This is a genomic window from Cupriavidus neocaledonicus, from assembly GCF_000372525.1.
In the GTDB taxonomy this organism is placed as follows: Bacteria; Pseudomonadota; Gammaproteobacteria; order Burkholderiales; family Burkholderiaceae; genus Cupriavidus; species Cupriavidus neocaledonicus.
The window spans coordinates 74124-92030 of sequence record NZ_AQUR01000096.1 but is presented as its reverse complement, the minus strand read 5'-3'; the positions used below and the strand labels follow the sequence as shown (position 1 = coordinate 92030).

16 protein-coding genes are annotated in these 17907 nt (G+C 59.9%); 2 read left to right on the top strand and 14 right to left on the bottom strand.

Annotated features, from left to right (window positions below):
* Positions 1-94: 94 nt before the first annotated feature.
* From A3AG_RS0115490 to A3AG_RS33400, 12 genes are all read right to left on the bottom strand, one after another.
* Positions 95-898 carry an enoyl-CoA hydratase/isomerase family protein gene (locus tag A3AG_RS0115490; protein ID WP_018006289.1) on the bottom strand — a complete coding sequence of 268 codons (804 nt, stop codon included), beginning with the start codon at positions 896-898 and terminating at the stop codon, positions 95-97.
* A complete protein-coding gene (locus A3AG_RS0115485) occupies positions 895-2139 on the bottom strand; it encodes a CaiB/BaiF CoA transferase family protein (RefSeq protein ID WP_026164215.1) in 1245 nt (414 codons plus the stop codon). Before A3AG_RS0115485 ends, A3AG_RS0115490 begins: the two co-directional genes overlap by 4 nt.
* Before the next feature lie 59 nt (positions 2140-2198).
* Positions 2199-3164, bottom strand: coding sequence for a Bug family tripartite tricarboxylate transporter substrate binding protein (locus A3AG_RS0115480; RefSeq protein WP_018006287.1), 966 nt, complete (start codon positions 3162-3164; stop codon positions 2199-2201).
* 60 nt (positions 3165-3224) lie between these two features.
* Positions 3225-4163, bottom strand: a complete 939-nt coding sequence (locus A3AG_RS0115475) for a LysR family transcriptional regulator (protein ID WP_018006286.1) — start codon at positions 4161-4163, stop codon at positions 3225-3227.
* Positions 4164-4243: 80 nt separating this feature from the next.
* A complete protein-coding gene (locus A3AG_RS34000; RefSeq protein WP_018006285.1) occupies positions 4244-4405 on the bottom strand; it encodes a hypothetical protein in 162 nt (53 codons plus the stop codon).
* Positions 4406-4591: 186 nt separating this feature from the next.
* Positions 4592-5320 (bottom strand): Imm52 family immunity protein, encoded by a 729-nt coding sequence (locus tag A3AG_RS0115465; protein ID WP_018006284.1) that lies wholly within the window; start codon positions 5318-5320, stop codon positions 4592-4594.
* A gap of 64 nt (positions 5321-5384) precedes the next feature.
* Positions 5385-6158, bottom strand: coding sequence for an Imm52 family immunity protein (locus tag A3AG_RS0115460; RefSeq protein WP_018006283.1), 774 nt, complete (start codon positions 6156-6158; stop codon positions 5385-5387).
* Positions 6145-6870 carry an immunity 52 family protein gene (locus A3AG_RS0115455; RefSeq protein ID WP_018006282.1) on the bottom strand — a complete coding sequence of 242 codons (726 nt, stop codon included), beginning with the start codon at positions 6868-6870 and terminating at the stop codon, positions 6145-6147. The genes A3AG_RS0115460 and A3AG_RS0115455 overlap by 14 nt, the downstream gene beginning before the upstream one ends.
* Positions 6867-7460 carry a restriction endonuclease fold toxin 5 domain-containing protein gene (locus tag A3AG_RS33405; protein ID WP_026164212.1) on the bottom strand — a complete coding sequence of 198 codons (594 nt, stop codon included), beginning with the start codon at positions 7458-7460 and terminating at the stop codon, positions 6867-6869. Before A3AG_RS33405 ends, A3AG_RS0115455 begins: the two co-directional genes overlap by 4 nt.
* Positions 7460-7807, bottom strand: coding sequence for a hypothetical protein (locus A3AG_RS0115445; RefSeq protein ID WP_018006281.1), 348 nt, complete (start codon positions 7805-7807; stop codon positions 7460-7462). Before A3AG_RS0115445 ends, A3AG_RS33405 begins: the two co-directional genes overlap by 1 nt.
* Complete coding sequence (locus A3AG_RS0115440) at positions 7791-8294, bottom strand: DUF4123 domain-containing protein (protein WP_018006280.1); 504 nt, start codon at positions 8292-8294, stop codon at positions 7791-7793. The genes A3AG_RS0115445 and A3AG_RS0115440 overlap by 17 nt, the downstream gene beginning before the upstream one ends.
* Positions 8295-8301: 7 nt before the next feature.
* Positions 8302-8673 (bottom strand): PAAR domain-containing protein, encoded by a 372-nt coding sequence (locus A3AG_RS33400; protein WP_477146757.1) that lies wholly within the window; start codon positions 8671-8673, stop codon positions 8302-8304.
* A gap of 189 nt (positions 8674-8862) precedes the next feature.
* On the opposite strand from A3AG_RS33400, the gene A3AG_RS0115435 reads away from it, so the two are divergent.
* Together A3AG_RS0115435 and A3AG_RS34835 are read left to right on the top strand one after the other, a co-directional pair.
* Positions 8863-10359, top strand: a complete 1497-nt coding sequence (locus A3AG_RS0115435) for a M81 family metallopeptidase (protein WP_026164211.1) — start codon at positions 8863-8865, stop codon at positions 10357-10359.
* A 328-nt stretch (positions 10360-10687) separates the two neighbouring features.
* On the top strand, positions 10688-10903 hold the full coding sequence (locus tag A3AG_RS34835) for a SymE family type I addiction module toxin (RefSeq protein ID WP_081610730.1): 216 nt from the start codon (positions 10688-10690) through the stop codon (positions 10901-10903).
* A gap of 489 nt (positions 10904-11392) precedes the next feature.
* Here the strand turns inward: A3AG_RS34835 and A3AG_RS33995 are convergent, their stop codons facing one another.
* Both A3AG_RS33995 and A3AG_RS0115420 read right to left on the bottom strand, forming a co-directional pair.
* Positions 11393-12922 carry a hypothetical protein gene (locus A3AG_RS33995; RefSeq protein WP_147310025.1) on the bottom strand — a complete coding sequence of 510 codons (1530 nt, stop codon included), beginning with the start codon at positions 12920-12922 and terminating at the stop codon, positions 11393-11395.
* Positions 12822-17825, bottom strand: coding sequence for an AAA domain-containing protein (locus A3AG_RS0115420; protein ID WP_167332270.1), 5004 nt, complete (start codon positions 17823-17825; stop codon positions 12822-12824). The genes A3AG_RS33995 and A3AG_RS0115420 overlap by 101 nt, the downstream gene beginning before the upstream one ends.
* Positions 17826-17907: the final 82 nt, after the last annotated feature.

Sequence of the window (17907 nt, the reverse complement as noted above, 5' to 3'; positions counted from 1 at the left end):
GATGGCCGAACGGCATCGGCAACCGATAACTGATGCCCGCCGTCCAGTGAATCGGCCCGAGGCTTCTATCTATAGCGCCGGGCGATCCGAAGAATCAACGCCCTTTCCACACCGGCGGACGCTTGCCAACGAAGGCTTCCACCCCTTCCCGGAAATCGTCGCTGCCATAACATTGCCGCACCAGGTCATCGGTAGCCGCCACCGCCGCCACGGTCTGGCGGCGCAATGACTCCTTGATGACCGCCTGCGTCACCGGCGCGAGTGCGCCGAGCCGCTCGCACAGCGCGGCGACTTCGGCGTCCAGCGCCTCGGGCGCATGCACGCCTTCAAGAAAGCCACAGGCCAGCGCCGCATCGGCATCGAGAATCTGCGCGAGCAACAACATTCGTCGCACCGGCTGCAGTCCCCACGCCGCGCGCAGCTTGGCCAGGTTCTGCGCCGACAGCGTATTGCCCAGCGTCTTCGCGATCGGCACGCCGAAGCGGGCCCTGGGCGTCGCCAGCCGGAAGTCGCAGGCGGTGGCGATGGCCAGCCCGCCACCCACCGCCCAGCCTTCGATGACCGCCACAGTAGGCATCTGCAGCTGCTCGACCAGCGCGATGCCCTCGTCGATGCGCGCTTCATACGCGACCCCGTCATCGCCGCCCGCGAACTGCTGGAACTGCGCGATGTCGGTCCCCGCGACAAAGGCCTCGCCGCCAGCGCCACGCAGCACCACCACGCGCGCGCTGGCAGTGCCTTCCGCGGCCAGCGCGCGGCAGTGTTCGGCGAGCTGCGCGTACATCGCCCACGTCATCGCATTGCGCGCGGCCGGGCGGTCGAAGGTCAGCGTCGCGATCCGGCCCTGCCGCGTCAGCGTGACCCGGCCTTCGCCGGCCGCCTGCTGCGGGGCGCTCATGCGCCGAACGCGCCGGCCGCGGCCAGCGACTGCTGTTCGTCCTCCGACATGCCCAGCTCCGCGAGAATCTCCGTTGTGTGCTGGCCCAGCAGCGGCGGCGGGCGCCGCACCTGCTGCGGTGTGCCGCCCATCTTCACCGCGAAGCCGATATTGGGCACCTTGCCTTCGATCGGATGATCGATCTCGATGCGCATCTTGCGATGCCTGCCGTGCTCGCTGTCGAACGCCTGCGGGTAGGTCAGGATCGGCCCGGCCGGGATGCCGACTGCCAGCAGTTGCTCGATCCAGTAATCAGCGCTCTGCCTGCCAAAGCTCTCTTCCAGCGTGCCGATCAGCGCCTGCCGGTTGGCCAGGCGCAGCGCGACGGTGGCAAAGCGTTCGTCCGCCAGCAGGTCGTGCCGGTCCAGCGTCTTGCACAGCAGCTGCCAGAGTTTCTGGTTGGTCGCGCCCATCACGAAGTAGCCATCGGCGGCCTTCATCGCCTGGTACGGCGCGCTCATGCGGTTGGCGGTGCCGAGCGGCTCGGGCTCGCGCCCGGTGCCCCAGTATTCGCAGGTGTCCCACACCGAGAACGCCAGCGCGGAATCGAACAGCGACGCATCGACATACTGCCCCCTGCCGGTCTCCTTGGCGCCGATATAAGCGGACAGCATGCCGTAGGTCGCGAACAGCGCGCAGCCGATATCGGCCACCGGCACGCCCGCCTTCACCGGCGCACCGCCCGGGTAGCCCGTCACGCTCATCACGCCCGACATCGCCTGCGCCATCAGGTCGAAACCCGGCCGCGTCGCCCACGGCCCGCTCTGGCCGAAGCCCGAGATGCTGCAGTAGACCAGCTTCGGGTTGATATGGCTGAGCGTCTCGTAGTCGATGCGCAGCCGCTTCATCACGCCGGGGCGATAGTTCTCGACCAGGATATCGGCGGTTTCCGCCAGCCGGTACAGCACCTCGCGGCCGGATTCGGTCTTCAGGTCCAGCGTGACGCTGCGCTTGTTGCGGTTCATGTTGAGGAAACCCATGCTGTCCGGGCCCTTCATCTTGAACCCCATCGAGCCGCGCGTCTGGTCGCCGCCGTCCGGCGGCTCGATCTTGATCACGTCGGCGCCCAGGTCGGCCAGCAACATGCAGGCGTAAGGCCCGGCCATGACCTGGCTGACATCGAGCACGCGCACGCCGGCAAGCGGCAGGCGCGCAGCGTTGGCGTGGGTTGTGTCGGCGCTTGCGTCGCGGGAATCCATCATCGGTTGCATCCTGGGAAATTGGTTCGTGCTGCGTGCATCGGTGCGTCGGCGGTCGCCCATCAGCTCTCCGCCTTCACGCCGGCGTCCTTGATCACCTTGGCCCATTTGGCCGATTCCGCGGTGATGTAGGCGGCGAACTGCTGGCTCGATCCGCCCGAGTCCTCGGCGCCGAAGCTCTTCAGCCGCTCGGCCACGTCCGGCATCGCCAGCACGCGGTTGACGTCTTCATTCATGCGCTGCGCCAGCGCCGGCGGCATCCCCTTCGGGCCGACCAGCCCGTACCACGACGCCGCGTCCAGGCCCGGGAAGCCAGATTCCGCGAGTGTCGGCACGCTTGGATGGCTGGCCGCGCGCTTCAGCCGCGTCTGCGCGATCGCGATCACCTTGCCCTGCTGCACGAACGGCGTGGCCGCGGTCATGGTGTCGAAGGCGTAGTCGATCTGCCCGCCCATCAGGTCCGCCACCAGCGGGCCCGAGCCCTTGTACGGCACGTGCACCACGTCGATCTTCGCCTGCATCCGGAACAGTTCCAGCGCCAGGTGCTGCGCCGAGCCGATGCCCGACGAACCGAACGAGATCTTGCCCGGGTTCTTGCGGCACAGCGCCACGATGTCCGAAACCGTGCGCACCTTCTGTTCCGGACGGCAGGTCAGCATATTGGGCGTGACCCCGACCATCGAGATCGGCGTGAAGTCCGCGCGCGGGTCGTACTTGACGTCCAGCAGCGCCGGCGCGATCGCATGGCTGTTGACATGCGCCATCAGCAGCGTGGTGCCGTCAGGCGGCTGCTTGGCCACATAGGCCGCGGCAATGGCGCCGGTGGCGCCGGGCTTGTTCTCCACCACCACGCTGGTGTTCCACATCACGCCCAGCTTCTGCCCGATCACCCGCGCCAGCACATCCGTGCCGCCGCCGGGGGCAAAGCCCACCACGATACGAACCGGCCCCGCCATATTGGCCGCGCGCACCAGGCCGGGCACCGCCAACCCGGCCGCGGCCGCCAGAAGAAATTGCCTGCGCTGCATTGCGTGTCTCCTCTATCGTTATGGAGCCATCTTGCGCAATGCACCCGCCCAGGGCTATCGCTATTTTCGGGATTCAGGTTTCGCGTTTTGCGCAAGCACCTGCAGCACGCTCAGCGCCGCCGACGACAGCACCCCGTGAGGCCGATGGCACAGCACAAAATGCCGCGCCGCCCATTCCCCCGCGATCGGCAAACGCACGAAGCGACTGCCCCCCGCCACCTCGCGCGCGATCGCCTCCGGCATCACCCCGCCCCCCAAGTTCTGCGCCACCAACGCCGCGACGCTGTCGAACCCGCTCACCCGCATGCGCATCCGCAATACCCGCCCCGCGTCCTCTGCCAGCCGCTCCAGCCCGATCGAGATCGCCGAACTCTCGCCCAGCACGATCAAGTCACAGTCCAGCACGTCCTCCGTCGTCACCTTCTTGCGCTTCGCCAGCGCATGGCCGCGCGCCAACACCAGCACCAGCCGGTCGCTCCGGTACGGCGCGGTCGGCAGGTCCACCACGCCCAGGCTGCCCTCGTAGATGCCGATATCGACCGTACCCCGGCGCAACGACTGCTGAACCTCCTGGCTGTTCATTTCCTGCAGATCGATCCGGACACCGGGGCATTCCGTGGCGCAGCGCTGGATGTCGAACGGCAGGAATTGGATCACGGCGGACTTGGGGGCGGCCACCCGCACCACGCCGAGATCGCCGCCGACGAAGGATGCGGCGTCGTCCTGCATGCGCTGCACCGTATGGGTGATGCCGCGCGCGTGGGCCAGCAGCGCGCGGCCGGCTTCGGTACAGGCCATGCCGTGGGGCAGGCGCTCGAACAGGGAGACGCCGAGTTGGGATTCGAGTTCGAGGATGCGGCGGGAGGCGGCGGCCGGGGCCAGATGCAGACGCTCGGCGCCGCGGGTGATGCTGCCCTGGTCGGCGACGGCGATGAAGAGCTGGATGGTGGTGAGGTCGAAATGCAGCCTTGAATTGCGTGAGTGGGCGGGGGACGTCACGATGGTCTGCGCGCTGGTGGGCGTGGTTGGGGCGAGCTACGGAGGGAAGTTATAAAAAACCGCCACGAGCAATACAGGGATTACTGCGCGGGCTTGTCCATTCTCCGCTCAACGTCGGGCCCCGGCAATTGCGGGTTTCCCGTGTCGCGGCCAACACCTACCACCGTCGACGCCTCGGGCGCGGTACGCGCCAGCGCGCGCTTCGGCATCTCCGACAATAATCGGGGGGCGATCACCTGCATGGCCAGCGCGGATCTGATTGAGGCAGCGCGAAGAGATAGCGTTTCCACGCGTAGAGCCCGCCGATTTCGCTTCAAGCTAGAGATCAACGTATCGCGGTAGAAGGCCCTTGACAAGACGAATCTCAATGGCAATGGTGCGACATGGCAGCGGAACCTTATCTGTAGACCCCTCTTCGCGAGTTACAGTTACAGATCGGCGTACCGCGGCAGAAGGTCCTGATCGACAAGCCGTACCTCAATGGCATGGGCTACCCTGACATGTTCCGGATCGCTCCCCGAGAATGGACCGTCAACTACGCTTACAACAATGGTTCCTAACTGCTTATTTTTCTCATTCAGGACGCTGACAAGTGCGCGAGCTTCCGGAACTTGCTGATCCGTGAGAATCGTCGGCAGGTAGAGCATCCAGCCAGCTCTTGGGCGGTCGAGAAAGACACCGCTGTAGTTTCGTTTGTCAATGGTGGCGATCAGCGGCTGCCAGATCTTTACCGTCTCACTCAGAACTCGCGCAACCGTAGGCCAAGCACCCAGTCTGCTAGTCGATGGCTTTGCCCCCAACGTAAGCCTGAGTCCCGACGCAGACCCGTCCGTGCGGTCGAAGTAGTAGGCAATGGAGGCGCCCTTCTCGTTCTCCAATTGGCCGTTCCATATGGCAAATGACTTTACGACTTCCTTGCCTTCCTGCTCGCGCTTCAATACTGCCAATGCTGCCGCAGTTGGACCCTGGTCTCCGAAAAGTTGATCTCGATAGGAATCGTCCTTCGTATCTCCGCTTAGATACCATGCGGATTCGCCGAGCAGCGCATCTTCCGCACCTAGTATCTCGATCAAGCGCCTGATCATGGAGAGATGGTCCTCGATATCCAGCCGTCGGTCTGGGGGTGTTCGGAACTGAAGGTCCAGCTCATGCGACATAGCAATAACTCGGTTGACTTCTGCCCTGATACGCGGAGCCGCTCAGCCATGCTTGCTCCGACTACTAGAGGTCAGCGTATCGGGGGAGCAGGTCTTGGTCGACAAGCCGCACCTCAATCCTGTTCGCCAGCCTTATGTGTTCAGGAAGCAAGTCCGAGAACATTTGATCGACGACACTGATGATGATTGTCCCGATACGGCAATGCTCTCTTGTCACAGGAACCAGAGCACCTGCTTCTGGTACCTCGCGTTCTGTGACTGTGCGCGGCAGATAGACCATGTTCCCGACGCCGGGCCGATCGCGAAGCACCTTCTTCGTCATATAAGACGGAGGATGCGCGGTAATTAGCAGGGGCGACCAGATGAAAGCGGCTTGCTCCACCACGGAGAGGACCTGCGAGGTAGTAATTGCCGGATCGACTCGTGGCCTAAGATTGACGGTCCACGGACGAAGTCCGCCCATCAAGTACTTCAACCCTGCAGCCTGGGTGCCGTCTTGCCCGTTCCAAAGGCCGATGTCACACGCCGTGTCCTTGCCGCTATTGAACGTACGCAGCTTCGAGTACGCAGGAGCGTTAAGTCCAGCTTCACCAAACGCCTCATACCTCAGCGCCTCACGCTTGCTGTTCCCACCTAGATACCACTTGCGAAAGACCGGTCCCCAGCTCCGGATCGCCTGGACGAAGCTATAGAGTTGAGACAGCTGATCCTCCAGTGAAGGCTCAACCTTCGGTCGGAATAGCGCAGTAATCTCGGGGAGAAAAGGCACGTCATGCATAGGTTTAAACACCCCCGAGGTCACGTAGTACCTTGATTCGTAACGCTCATAGCGCAGCATATAGTGGCAACAAATCCTGGTCGGCTAGCCGTATCTCGATTGCGTTTGCCACACGAACATGCTCAGGGTTGTGCTCAGAGAAAGGCTCGTCGATGACGCTAATGATTACCGTACCAACCTGCTTCCGTTCCTTGTCCAGAATCGGATGCAACAGTCCTGCTTCTGGCACCTGCTGCTCGGTAAGGATACGTGGCAGATAGAAGAGCCAGCTCACGCCTGGACGATCCCGGAATACCTTGTGTTCGTTGTACCAGAATGGACCAAAGCTCGCGATGAGCGGTCGCCAGATGGAGACTGCAGCTTCCAGCCAGAGTAGCGGCACCTTCCAATCAGCGAACGAAGGCTCAAGGCGAAGGTATAGCGTTATCCTGTCCGGTCGACCAAGCACATTGACGAGCGAGGTAATCGAAGCTTGCTGAGCGGTCTTTTCTGCGCCATTCCACAGAGCAATCGAACGGATATCGGTGACACCTCTATTGCACTCTTCAAGGACCGCGAGCGCCGCAGTGGTTGGTCCGGTTTCGTCGAAAGCGTGATAACGTAGCGCTTCTTCCTTGCTGTCGCCATACGACAGATACCATTCGTCGAGAAGTTTCGAATACCTTCCGACAATCCGAGCAAACTCATAAAGCTCTGCCAACTGGCGCCGGACGTCGATGAGGCCATCTTCCTTGCGCCGGAATGAGAGTTCGAGTGCAGGTATAGAGTTCATGGCTGGAATACCACCTCAATGTCGGGAAATGCTGCTTGAATGATCTGAGAGAAGTATCGATAGCTGACTGGCTGCATGAAATGCCATCGAAGCCGAACTGGTGGTCTCGGCACCGCTGTCGATGCTTGACGATAAGCTTCGAGCTCTATGACCTTCGCGCTCGATTCCCACCATTCATAGACCCCACCAAATTCGTCGAAAAACTGGTCGTATTTCGCTTTGGCTTCTTTCAGAAGGCACTCGGTGGATGCGAAGCCATCGAAAGTCACACCAGAGAATTGCCATTCCGTAATCACGCCAGGACCGACTGGCATACCCCCGATTCGCGCCTGATACTCAATTGAGATCGGAGACCATCCTGCGGTAGAGCGCTCGAAAGGGCGACCCATATCAGGTGTACAGTCTTTGCATTTTTCTTTTGCCTTCGTCTGAGGTTCGGCGCGCGAGATTGGCGTAGTTTTCGCGTCGTCTGCATCCTTCGTACGCTGCCGCGCGGCTTCAGCTGCTGCGCCGGCAGCGGTAGCTGCAGCAAGCCATTGGATCACCCTTGTTGCAATCAAGCGTATAGCCGGAGCCGCGAGCGATGCCATCAATGCTTCTCCTTCAGAAGAGTCATCACCACCGCACACAGGTCATCCAATCTCTGCTCCGGGGTAGCGTCGGGCTTCAGTAGGTATGTTCGAATTTCACGATCAAAGGCCAATTGCGGCGCATCGGCGCAGAGATAGAGGAGCTTTACGATATGGGGTGTCGATTGCAGGCCAATCTGTGCAGCGAAGTCATGCCCCGCCAGCATTCGACCAAGGAGTTCTTCCCTACCTGGTTCTTGCAACAACTCCTGCCGAAGAGCCAGGAACTGTTCACAGACCGCGCCGACGAAGTTCTGCACGTCCGTCTGCCGCAGCGCCTGCCACTGCGCTTCACTGAGCGTCAGCATGCTGTCTCCCTATCCAGACTCTGATGCCCTTGTCCAGGAAATGCCATTCGTGGATATGGCCGAAGAATTCCGCTCGTTGGTCACCTGCCATCAACTGAAAGAGAGCTGCCAGCACACGTGGATCCCAAAACCGCAAGAGTGCCGTTCGTCCGTCTGGCAGCTTGACGTCGAGTCGCAGCTGTAATAGTTGCGAAAGCCCCGTGAGATCGGCTTCAGCGATGAGCCAGGTGACGGCCGGTGCCGTCGTCTCCAGCGAGGTCAAGTCACGCAGGACTGCATCAGTTACCTGCGTCGCATCAACCAGCCAAGGGCCAGCGTGTGCCAGCGCGTCATCCGCTGTACCGGAGAACAAAGCAACCACCACGCCGGGCGCGTGTTCCAGCTGTCGCTCCCGATGCTGCTGATACAGCGCACCATCCACCAGGGCATACAGATTGAGCGTCTGCAAGCGCGCATGCAGTTGGCTGTATCGATCGAAGACATCCATTAGCCGGCTACCCTCGGACGACAGTCGCCGATCCGGTCGCAGCTGCCTTCATCAAGCAATCCAGGCAGAGGCCAGAACCCGTTACAGCCGCGATTCCCGCCGGTTCAAAGTCGGGGGCCACTGGTGTCTCCATGTCGCTTGCCAACGTGCTGTCCTGGCTGGCTAGTAACCTGGCACCGCAGGCGGTGCGGTCCATATGCCTGGCGTAGGGAACACCATTGGGCGCAGTGATAATTCCGTTGCCCGCCAGGATTGGAAAAGTGCCCTTGCACTTGGGACAGATGGTCATGTCCCCTGCACGCGCCATGGCGCGATTACCGATGATGCTGGTGGCATCGCCGGTAATGACTGTCCCTCCGTGCGTAGTCCGGTCGCCCACGCAAATAAGTCCGGAGATCACCTTACCCCTCCACCTTCGTTATCATCGAAAGAGCCGTCTGGCATACGCGGTGCATGCTTGCCCAAGGTAGTTGGCACCATGGGGTCGTGGCAACGGAGGAAATCCGCAAAAATATGCGTCCGTTTCTGCAAAGGCGAAGGAAACGGCTGCAGCCGGTTACCGCAGAGCATTTGCCCTTCCGTCGGACTCATCCACGAGACCAACAATGCCGCCGAATTCGCGGGCATGACGCCGCTGCGCGCGCTCGAGCAGTATCGGGGCGACGAAATCCTGGCGGCGTTCGACAAATCGAATCATCAGGTGGGCGGCTTTATCGAAGGCGCGCGCAGGACCGGCGCCACGCTCATTCCCACCTATGTCGGGCAGGCGACGCCCTCGTGCACGATCGCAGCCGGCGCGTATGCCGCCATGAAGCAAGACATCCTCGAAGGCATTCGCGCTGCGCTGCCGGTTGACGGTGTGCTGCTGGCCCTGCATGGCGCCGGTGTCGCCGACGGCACTGGAGACATCGAAGGCGATCTGGCGCTTGCCGTGCGTGCGCTGGTCGGGCCGGGTGTCCCGATTGCCGCGGTCTACGATTTGCACGGCAACATGACGGACGCGATGCGCGACGCTTGCGACCTGACGTTGCCATGCAAGCTTTATCCGCATACCGACTTCCATGACCGGGGCGTCGAAGCTGTCGAGCTGCTGCTTGAGATGATTCGGGGCGGGCTCACACCGGTCACCGCAATGCGACGCCTGCCGATGCTGCCGTACATCGTGACGACACAAGACGGGTTCATCCCGGCGGAAGTCAACGACGTTTGCCGGAAGCTGGCCGCACAGCCCGGCGTCATCGACTGCTCGTGGTTCCACGGTTTCCCCTACGCGGATATCGCGGCCCCCTGCCCGGCGGTCGTGTGCACCACAACCGGAGACGCCGCGCTTGCGCAGCGTTGCGTCGACGAAGTCGCGCAATGGATCTGGTCGCATCGCGAGGCGTTCCGTCCGACGTTTCCGACCCCCGCACAGGGCGTCGCCCTTGCCCTGTCGGCGGCAGAGGGGCCTGTCGTTGTCAACGAGTACGCAGACAACCCGGGCGGCGGCACACCCGGAGACGGCACGCATCTGCTTCGCGCGTTACTGGACGCCAATCCGCCCGCCGGCACGTGCTGTTTCGCGTCGATCAACGATGCCAGCGTGGTTGCACAAGCACAGCGCGCGGGTGTCGGCGCGACGATCAGGGTCTCACTGGGCGGCAAGAAAGGCCGCTTCCAGGGCGCGCCGATCGAGGCCGATGCCTATGTGAAATGCATCACGGACGGTCGTTTCGTGAATCGTCCTGGGGCGATGTTTGAAGGTGTGCGCTTTGACCTGGGGGTGATGTGTCGCCTCATCATCAACGGTGTCGATGTCATCGTGGCTTCGCGTGCCGAGCAGATCTTTGATGTCGAGCCGTTTGCGATGCATGGGCTGGATGTCACTGGGTACAAGGTCGTTGCGATCAAGGGGGCAAACCACTTCCGTGCTGGATATCGGACGGTGGCTAAGCAAATCATTTCTGTCGACAGCGAGGGCTTGAGTACGGCTGCGATTGCGTCGTTTCCGCGCGAAAAGCTCATGGGGGAGTTTTGGCCTTTGTCGGACGAGGTTCAGTTCGATATCGGTGCCGATGTCGCATGAAAGAAGCAGGCGGTCATCAACGAGTTGGGCGCCCCCCCTGCGCAACTGCAGCAGCTACAGCGACGATCCGATGAGCGGGCCCACGCGCATGCTCAGCACGCGTCCGGCCCACCTCCGCCAGCCGACTGCGTAATCCTTCCGTGGATGTTTGACGTCTTGGCCTCCGAGCCGATGGGCATGCCATAGTGGTCGCGTATGGCGTGTCCTTATAGGTGATTGCCAGCGACCACGGTCCTGCGTAGGCTATTTCATCGTCAAGTGCTGAACACACTCTCGCAGCGGCCTTACCGCACCCGGACAGCTTGCGGTCATCCTCTCAGGAGCCGCCATGAAAATCAGATCCACTGGCACCCACGTTCTGACTATCAAGATTAGCCGGGCTCAATTCCAGGTTGTTCCAGGTAAAAGCAATAACTTCACTGGTCTGAGGACAATCCCTTGGATTCGCTTGCGAGGTGTTTGGTTGGAGCGGGCTGGATTCAGCGTCGGCCAATCCCTGAAGGTTAAAGTTCAGCGTCAGCGGATAGTTATTTGGGTGGGATAAAGTAGACAGCCAAATCGGTGGGGGCCGGCGACGGCCCCTACCGCCCCCTCTCGGCTCTTTGCATGTTTCCTTCACGAGAGGCCGAAGCTGGGTGACCAGCCGGCATACAAGCTGATGGCGTTTCATCGGCGGATGCACATCCACCTTGGACAAGCGTCTGTGGATGCTGCGTAGGTGATTCGTCCCGAGGCGGCCTGAAGGAATTTCCGCCTAATGGAGGCAGCGGAATGTTGCTACAGTTCATGCCAGATAAGAGCGCGATTTCACTTCAACGCACCAGCGGCGAGGCTGCGCCACCCGGTCGCGTGGCGCCTGATCCATAAATCGATCGGGCTAGCGTGCCATGAAAGTATCAGTGATTAGGGGAGCCGCAGCCGCACTTTGTCTAACTGACCGTTCAGCATGCTGGGAGCAGATCGAGTGACCTCGTACAGTACGCGATGGCAAAATCAAGGCCTCTGTCAGGTAGCCCCATCCGCGTGGGGGGTCTCACGTCGTCTCAGGCGATCCCGGTCGGGCTGGGCCAGTGGCAGGTTCCTGCTGCGATGATTCCTCCCAAAGCAACAGGGCATGCCAGTCAATTTGCTCGCCTGAGTCCAGAGTTCGAGTACGCAGCTTGCCTTCGAGAAATTCATGAGCACGTCGGACCACCTCCTGCTCGAAGCTGAGAACTCCAAGAGGTACAGGAAAGCCCCGGCCTAGTCCAATCGGTGCGTTCACCACAACTGCCACCACCCGGTGCGGAACCAGCAGAATCTCCAGCGATGAGGGAATCTCGCCATCGTCTGAACGGATAACTACCTGATTGAATGCCTTCCTGAGATGCTTCTGCGATCGGTCGCGCAGGACGGCAATGGCTGTTTTCGAGGCTACTGACCCCGGGTAGCAAGCCTGCGCGACGCTATCCAAAAGTGTGAGCAGCGCCCTGGACGCACCCCAAACCGGGCTGCCGGGAACAACCCACACCGGGTCGCCTGCACGGCCATCGCTCCCTGGATCGGATGAATATTCCAGGGCATTCCGAATCCGCTCGATATTCTCCGGCGAATATAGCGGCCCTACGATACCCACAGTGCGACGGTCGGCCCGCAACTCACCCGCGCGAGAAGCAGTTTCCTTGAAGAATCGATTCACGCTTAGACCGTCACGCGTTCGATACTCCTTAAGATAGTCGGGCGCGATCTCGAGCAGTAGTCGATAGGCTCGCTCATCCTCGGTTTGCCGAACTGTCTTCAGATTATCGATGAATGTTGCGACCGAATGAACTACTGATCCGCGATCTTCGAGTTCATGCCCGTTGCGCCAGGCTTCGAGTACCGCAGCCGGCTCACCTGGCTTCAAGACGTTCGCTACGGCCAGAACGGGAACCACAGAGGAGAATCGATCCGCAGGAATGACCTCATCTATTGAATAGAGCGAACGCCTAACTCCAGCGGCTACATCGCGATCCTTGCGCCCTACAAAATCTCGATAGTGCCGTCGGAATGCATCCGGTACCTCCTGAGAGGCCATACCCACTCGACCAGCATCCACAATATCCAGTTCAGGTAAAGCACGCTCAAAATCCGATAGATTGTCTCGTTCACATGGCGCCATCGACAGCAGATCGAAGCCGGCCTTTTCACTACGCTTGAGTACCTCGAAGATTTGCGGCCTATCACTATCTTTGAAGAGGGCGTAACCGGCGTCCGACAACCAGACACATCCATCCTGACGTTCGACGAAATCCCGAGCCTCCGCTTCGTTTACGGCAAAGGACATTTCGGTTGCATTGAATCCAAAGAATTGGGCGATCTGCTCTTCCTCGAGGCCATCGACGGAATACAGTAGACGCAAAAGGAACTCCGTTGTCAGCGATACCTGGCCCACCTCCGCAACCTTATGATGAACAATAAACTGCCGGCCGGGAAGAAGGAGATCAAAAAGACCAATAGATACGCTCTTTTCCTCCAACGATTCGCTTGTCTCGCCGCCTCTTTTGTTGGGCAGGGTCAGAATGCTTCGCTTCTCTCCGGTCATTGCGCCACCTCCGATCGGGCGTTCGGCCTGTTACTTCGAGCTGCATCCCTCGTTGCTTTCGTCGTTGCAGATGACGGTGCCTCGATAAGTTCACCTGCATTAAGGACAGTTGCCTCCCCACGATCCATTTCATCAGCGAATGCTGCGGCAACCTGAGCAAGTGAATGGTCTGACGCCATCCCCTTAGCGCCCCAACTATTACTAGACGATCCATCGCGCGGCTCAGTGCGACGTTGATCCGGTTGCGTCGGGCCATGAAGCCAGGAGCGATCGTTGGCGCGCCCTGCTCCAATGGTCCATCCGAGTTGTTCCGGACTAGGGACAGCAATACGATGAGATTTTCCTTCCCTTGGTAGCTGTCGATTGTGTCGACCTTCAGCGATCGTCGCACTGCCTCTGGCAGGTTTTCCGCTTGGACCCTCTTCCATATGAGGTCGCGTTGAGCCGCGTAGGCGCAGATAACGCCAATTGTCGGAGTCTGCTTGGGCCTTGTCGCTAGCCATGTCAGAAAAGGCTCATGCGCGGCCCAACGCTTGATCAGCGTGACGATGGCTTCCGCTTCAACATGGTTTACGAGGCTTCCTCGACGCTCCGCTGGCGTGCGCTGATGAGCGTCACGACCTAGCGCATCCGTGCTAACCCACGTCAACGGCGTCTTCAACTCCGCGGGCATCGCATCTTCGTCGATCAATGCTTCGCTTCGACCGTGAACAAGCTCACCTCCGTAAAACGCCCTAGATACGATGCGGCCAATGGACGGAAGCATGCGGTATTGCTTGGTAATTGTAGATCCAGCCGTTCTGCCATAGGCTGAATCAAATACCCTTTCGAAGTCGCTACGCGCTACCTCTTGCATTGGAATACCCAATTCTTCAGCAACGGACTGCACCACCATTGCAGAGTGCAACGGCTCGAGCTGCGCTTGGTCGCCAACGAGGACGACCCATTTGCCGGCTTGTATAGGCACTGCAAGCTCACTGGACGTGCATCGCGCTGCTTCGTCGACAATCACGAGATCGAATGCTGTCTTCGTGAGGCCAAGAGAGGTACGTCCCAGCCCCACGCAAGTACCCGCAACGACCTGTCGTGTGCCCGCAAGAAATGTCTCGAAACTCCTATGCCATGTCGAAACGCTGCCGACGACGTCGCGTGCCAGTTGAACAACGTGGCGGAACTTCTCGACTTTTGCGGCCAGCGCCACAGGTAGTTCCGACAGGAATAGGTTTGTGACAACGTCTTCGACCTGTTCGGGGGCAACATGCGAACAATCAAGCATGATGTCGCGCGCGGACAGTTGCTGCTCTACCGTGCTGATGAGAGAGTGGAGTCTCTGCGTTTGCTCTGAGTTTTCGCCCGCAAGCTGGGAGATCCTTGATAGCACCGGACTTACGGCATCCTCGAACCAGAGCACAAGCTCCGAGATCCGCTCGTCGAGACCGATCGCCTTCGATATCACACGCAGCCGCTGTCCGCGAGTAGCTGTAAAACGATCCTTGTAGGCTCGTTCCACGCGCGCAACGTGATGCGGCTTCAGCAATTCCGAAACTGAGCCCTCGTGCCCGACGCGAATGAGGCTGAGAGAGTCGCGGTCAGCTCCGAATAGATCAAGGACTGCTTCCGCTGCATTATTGACCGCTTCGTGTGACTGGCTGGCAAGTAATACATTGCGTGCAAGACCATGGGTTAGTGCGTAGTGCACAAGTGCGCCAATGAAGCGGGTCTTGCCTGTTCCAGGCGGGCCTTGCAACAGCCCAACAGGTCGGCTTTGGAGAATGCTTGTAAACGCCCTGGTCTGTACTGGGTTGAAACTGTATCGCGCCTCCACTTCTGCTTCGTCGATGTCACAGGAAATGCGACGGGCGACGGCGCCGGACGCAGGCTGGAAGACTTCGAATAGGCCAGGCGCGGCGGCCGCCGCCTGCAAGATACGAGTAGTTGCCGCCTCTCGCCGTTCTCGGCTAGTGTTCTCGTAACGGCTCTGGAATCGAAGTCTGCTTCCGTCGGCAACCAATGCCGCGCGGCCCCCGCTGATCCAGCTGTCTATCGCTATGAACTCAGCGGTCGATGCCGCGATATCGAGCATACCAATTCTTGTCCAGCGACCCTTCATGTCCTGACGCTCCACACCGACGGTATCACCCCGATCGAAGTCGAACTCTCCCGCTGCGAGTTGGATTGGGACAACATGACGGTTCACGTCCTGTCGGAACGAGCTGTCAGCTAGGCAGATTGCCTCCGTCTTGAGTTCCGCCTCGATGTCCACCATGCGCCGCCACAGCTGCCGAACGTCCAGAGATGAAGGAGTAACCGGAGCAACCATGAGTTGCTCGGCGATTTCGTCTTCTTGAGCCTCGGTCTGCGTTCCTTCCGCTTCGCCTTCCTCCCGGTCGTCCGGCTTGTTAGCCACTCCGCCATGTTCTAGGGCCGCAGCGACCTCTGGTCTCAAAAGAAGAGTCTCGATCGAGGCGAGATCGTTCAATTCGTTCCTGACGACCACGATCCCAGCAAACGACGAGCGCTCAAATCGCCTATGACGCTGAATCGCGCCCTGGCTCAATTGCACGCGCCGTGCCATCAAAGGTTTGCCCGTAGAGTCGAGACGGATCTCGAGTCTTTCAGTTGCTCCGCGAAGATACACATCGCTCCCGAATCGCGAGAGCCAGTACACTCCTTCGTCCGGAAGCATATGACCGGCGTCGGCTCCCACGATGGACACTTCGATGGTGCTCGGTGTGACGGTCGGGTCCGCCGGGTTCAGGGCGCGGTCAAGAGCCTCCATCAGTGGCAACAACGTGGAATTTTCGGGCGGACCGATTCGGCATTGATCGATTGCACGTGCGATGTCCGCCCAGATATCCCCTTTGATCTGTTGGGTCCCAATGACTTCCTCGACCATCCTGGTGACGGCAAACCGGTCTCGTTCAAACCTTCCGCCGGAGGATGGAGCGTAGGCCTTTGACAGGCGCTCACCATCAGCGCGGGGGGAAAAGTCAAGCAGATCGATCAGTACCGGGTGAAATTCGGCAGCATCGTCACGCGAGGAAACGACGATATTCGCAGGTTTCAGATCCCCATGAGCGAGTGACCTGTCATGCAGAACGTTTACGACGTCAGCCAGTTCACGGAAAAAGCGTAGGGCCTGGACGGGATCGGAAAGCTGGCTCTTCTGCTCGATTTCGTCGAGAAGAGTGGGCCCCTCGACAAGATCCTGTACAAGCACAATGGCATCGCCAGTCCAGTGAACGTTATGGAGCACTACAGTTCCAGGGACCGGCGACTCGATGTGCGCCTCCGCCCGCTCAAGGAACGCCAGAATCCGCGAAGCCTCGCGTTTTAGGTCGCCGATCGCCGTGCCTTTCCAGAGTTTGACCACACGGGGGCCATCCGAGCTATCCGTGCGCCAGATTGCGACCCGTTGATCCTCCTGTATCAGCTCCGATTCAGGGTAGGCCTGAAACACTTGGCGTTGTGACTTCAGCGTGAGGAATCTATCCAGCCCCTCGATAACGGACTTTTCGCCTGATCCGGACGACGCGGCAGCGTTAAAGGCGTCGAGCATTTCAGACGCGTCTGCAAATCTCGCGTTCTTGTCGATGTCGAGCGAGCGAGCAAACCATGGATGGAGCGTCGTGAAGAGTCCATCACGGTCGACCTTAGCGTCCCAGTCAGGTGGACTCCCTGCTGGAAGCTCGCCAAACAACAATGCATGCACTACGCAGCCCAAAAGGAAGACGTCCTTGCGCAGAGGGTTCACCTCACCGCCAAGCACATCCTCCGGAACCGTGGAGCTGGAAAGAAACTGGAACCGAGCACTTCCCATGGACTCGATCTCCGGAAACGAGGCGGCCATGAGATGCGACAGTCTGACTGTCGTGGGAGCTTCGAGCCATATACTATGTGGCCCGATATCCAGATGCGCTGCCTTAAGATCGTGAAGCAGCTTTGCGGATGCGAGAATCTGTCTCGCCAGCTCCAAGCGCTCACCAGGCGTTGATTTCTGGAAATCCGTTTCGCAGTATTCCGCCAGCCTCTTCATGCGGCGGCGCTTTTCAAATACCTCCCAATATGAGACACCCCGATCCGGGTCATCGACTTTCGGCTTTAGCAGCGAGGAACCGCAGATGGGGTTGCGGTCATCAAGCCAGGCGATGACTGACTTCTCCCGTCCCACAATTGTTGCTCGCCCTTCTTCGGCCTGGAATCGAGTGTCTGCCTTGGTGAAGTCCCAACGTCGAAGCAGACCGGTCGACATCTGAACGCCCTCTTCATCGACATCAAACTCCGTGAAGATGCCATCTCGATGGGCAAAAGTAGGACTGTCGTTCTTGGCACGGAATCCGCCGTAGCGACGCGTTCCAGCCTGAAATATTCCCGTTGAGGTGTTGAAGAAGTGGCGGAAGCGCGCGATCCATTCCGGCGTCGTAAAGTCTGTATGTCTTGACGGCGACTCACCAAGCTGCGCATCGCGCTCTCCCCGATTTCGCAGCATACGCATGAAAGGGTCGACGCTAAATACGCGCGAAATTTCTGATCCTGATACTCCTGATCGATCATTTGCTCGCGTTAGAACGACAGCGCCTTCGATCCAAGGGTAGGGCAACTTCTTGGAGGAACTGCCTCCTGCCTTGCTCTGCTCCGTGATGAACTTTCTCAGAAGGGATGTCAGTTCTCTGACGTTTTCGTTGATCTTGTGGACCGGAGAGCGGCCACAGTCACGCTTCCCGTTGAACCAATTTCCGTCCTTGCTGACGACTGGCCCGAGCCAGTCCTTCAGATCAATTAGCAACAGCCGATCTTCGAGAACCATCACAAGGTCGATTTCACGCATGCCGCGGCCCGGAAGCGCGAGATCAAGGTTCGTGAATGCATGCCAGTTGTCTGGCAGTTGCCTGAGCTTGTCCAATCCCGGGATTTCCCGTAGATGGATTCCCCGCCCGCTGTTTGTTATTTTCATATTGCACCCTTCGATCATGCTCGAGACATGG

Coding starts and splice junctions, on each gene's coding strand:
- A3AG_RS0115440 (WP_018006280.1), bottom strand. CDS start 8,294: ATGGATGTCTTCGATCGATACAGCCAACTGCATGCGCGCTTGCAGACG.
- A3AG_RS0115485 (WP_026164215.1), bottom strand. CDS start 2,139: ATGATGGATTCCCGCGACGCAAGCGCCGACACAACCCACGCCAACGCT.
- A3AG_RS33405 (WP_026164212.1), bottom strand. CDS start 7,460: ATGGCATCGCTCGCGGCTCCGGCTATACGCTTGATTGCAACAAGGGTG.
- A3AG_RS33995 (WP_147310025.1), bottom strand. CDS start 12,922: ATGACCGGAGAGAAGCGAAGCATTCTGACCCTGCCCAACAAAAGAGGC.
- A3AG_RS0115465 (WP_018006284.1), bottom strand. CDS start 5,320: ATGTCGCATGAGCTGGACCTTCAGTTCCGAACACCCCCAGACCGACGG.
- A3AG_RS0115445 (WP_018006281.1), bottom strand. CDS start 7,807: ATGCTGACGCTCAGTGAAGCGCAGTGGCAGGCGCTGCGGCAGACGGAC.
- A3AG_RS0115490 (WP_018006289.1), bottom strand. CDS start 898: ATGAGCGCCCCGCAGCAGGCGGCCGGCGAAGGCCGGGTCACGCTGACG.
- A3AG_RS34835 (WP_081610730.1), top strand. CDS start 10,688: ATGAAAATCAGATCCACTGGCACCCACGTTCTGACTATCAAGATTAGC.
- A3AG_RS0115455 (WP_018006282.1), bottom strand. CDS start 6,870: ATGAACTCTATACCTGCACTCGAACTCTCATTCCGGCGCAAGGAAGAT.
- A3AG_RS0115460 (WP_018006283.1), bottom strand. CDS start 6,158: ATGCTGCGCTATGAGCGTTACGAATCAAGGTACTACGTGACCTCGGGG.
- A3AG_RS0115480 (WP_018006287.1), bottom strand. CDS start 3,164: ATGCAGCGCAGGCAATTTCTTCTGGCGGCCGCGGCCGGGTTGGCGGTG.
- A3AG_RS34000 (WP_018006285.1), bottom strand. CDS start 4,405: ATGCAGGTGATCGCCCCCCGATTATTGTCGGAGATGCCGAAGCGCGCG.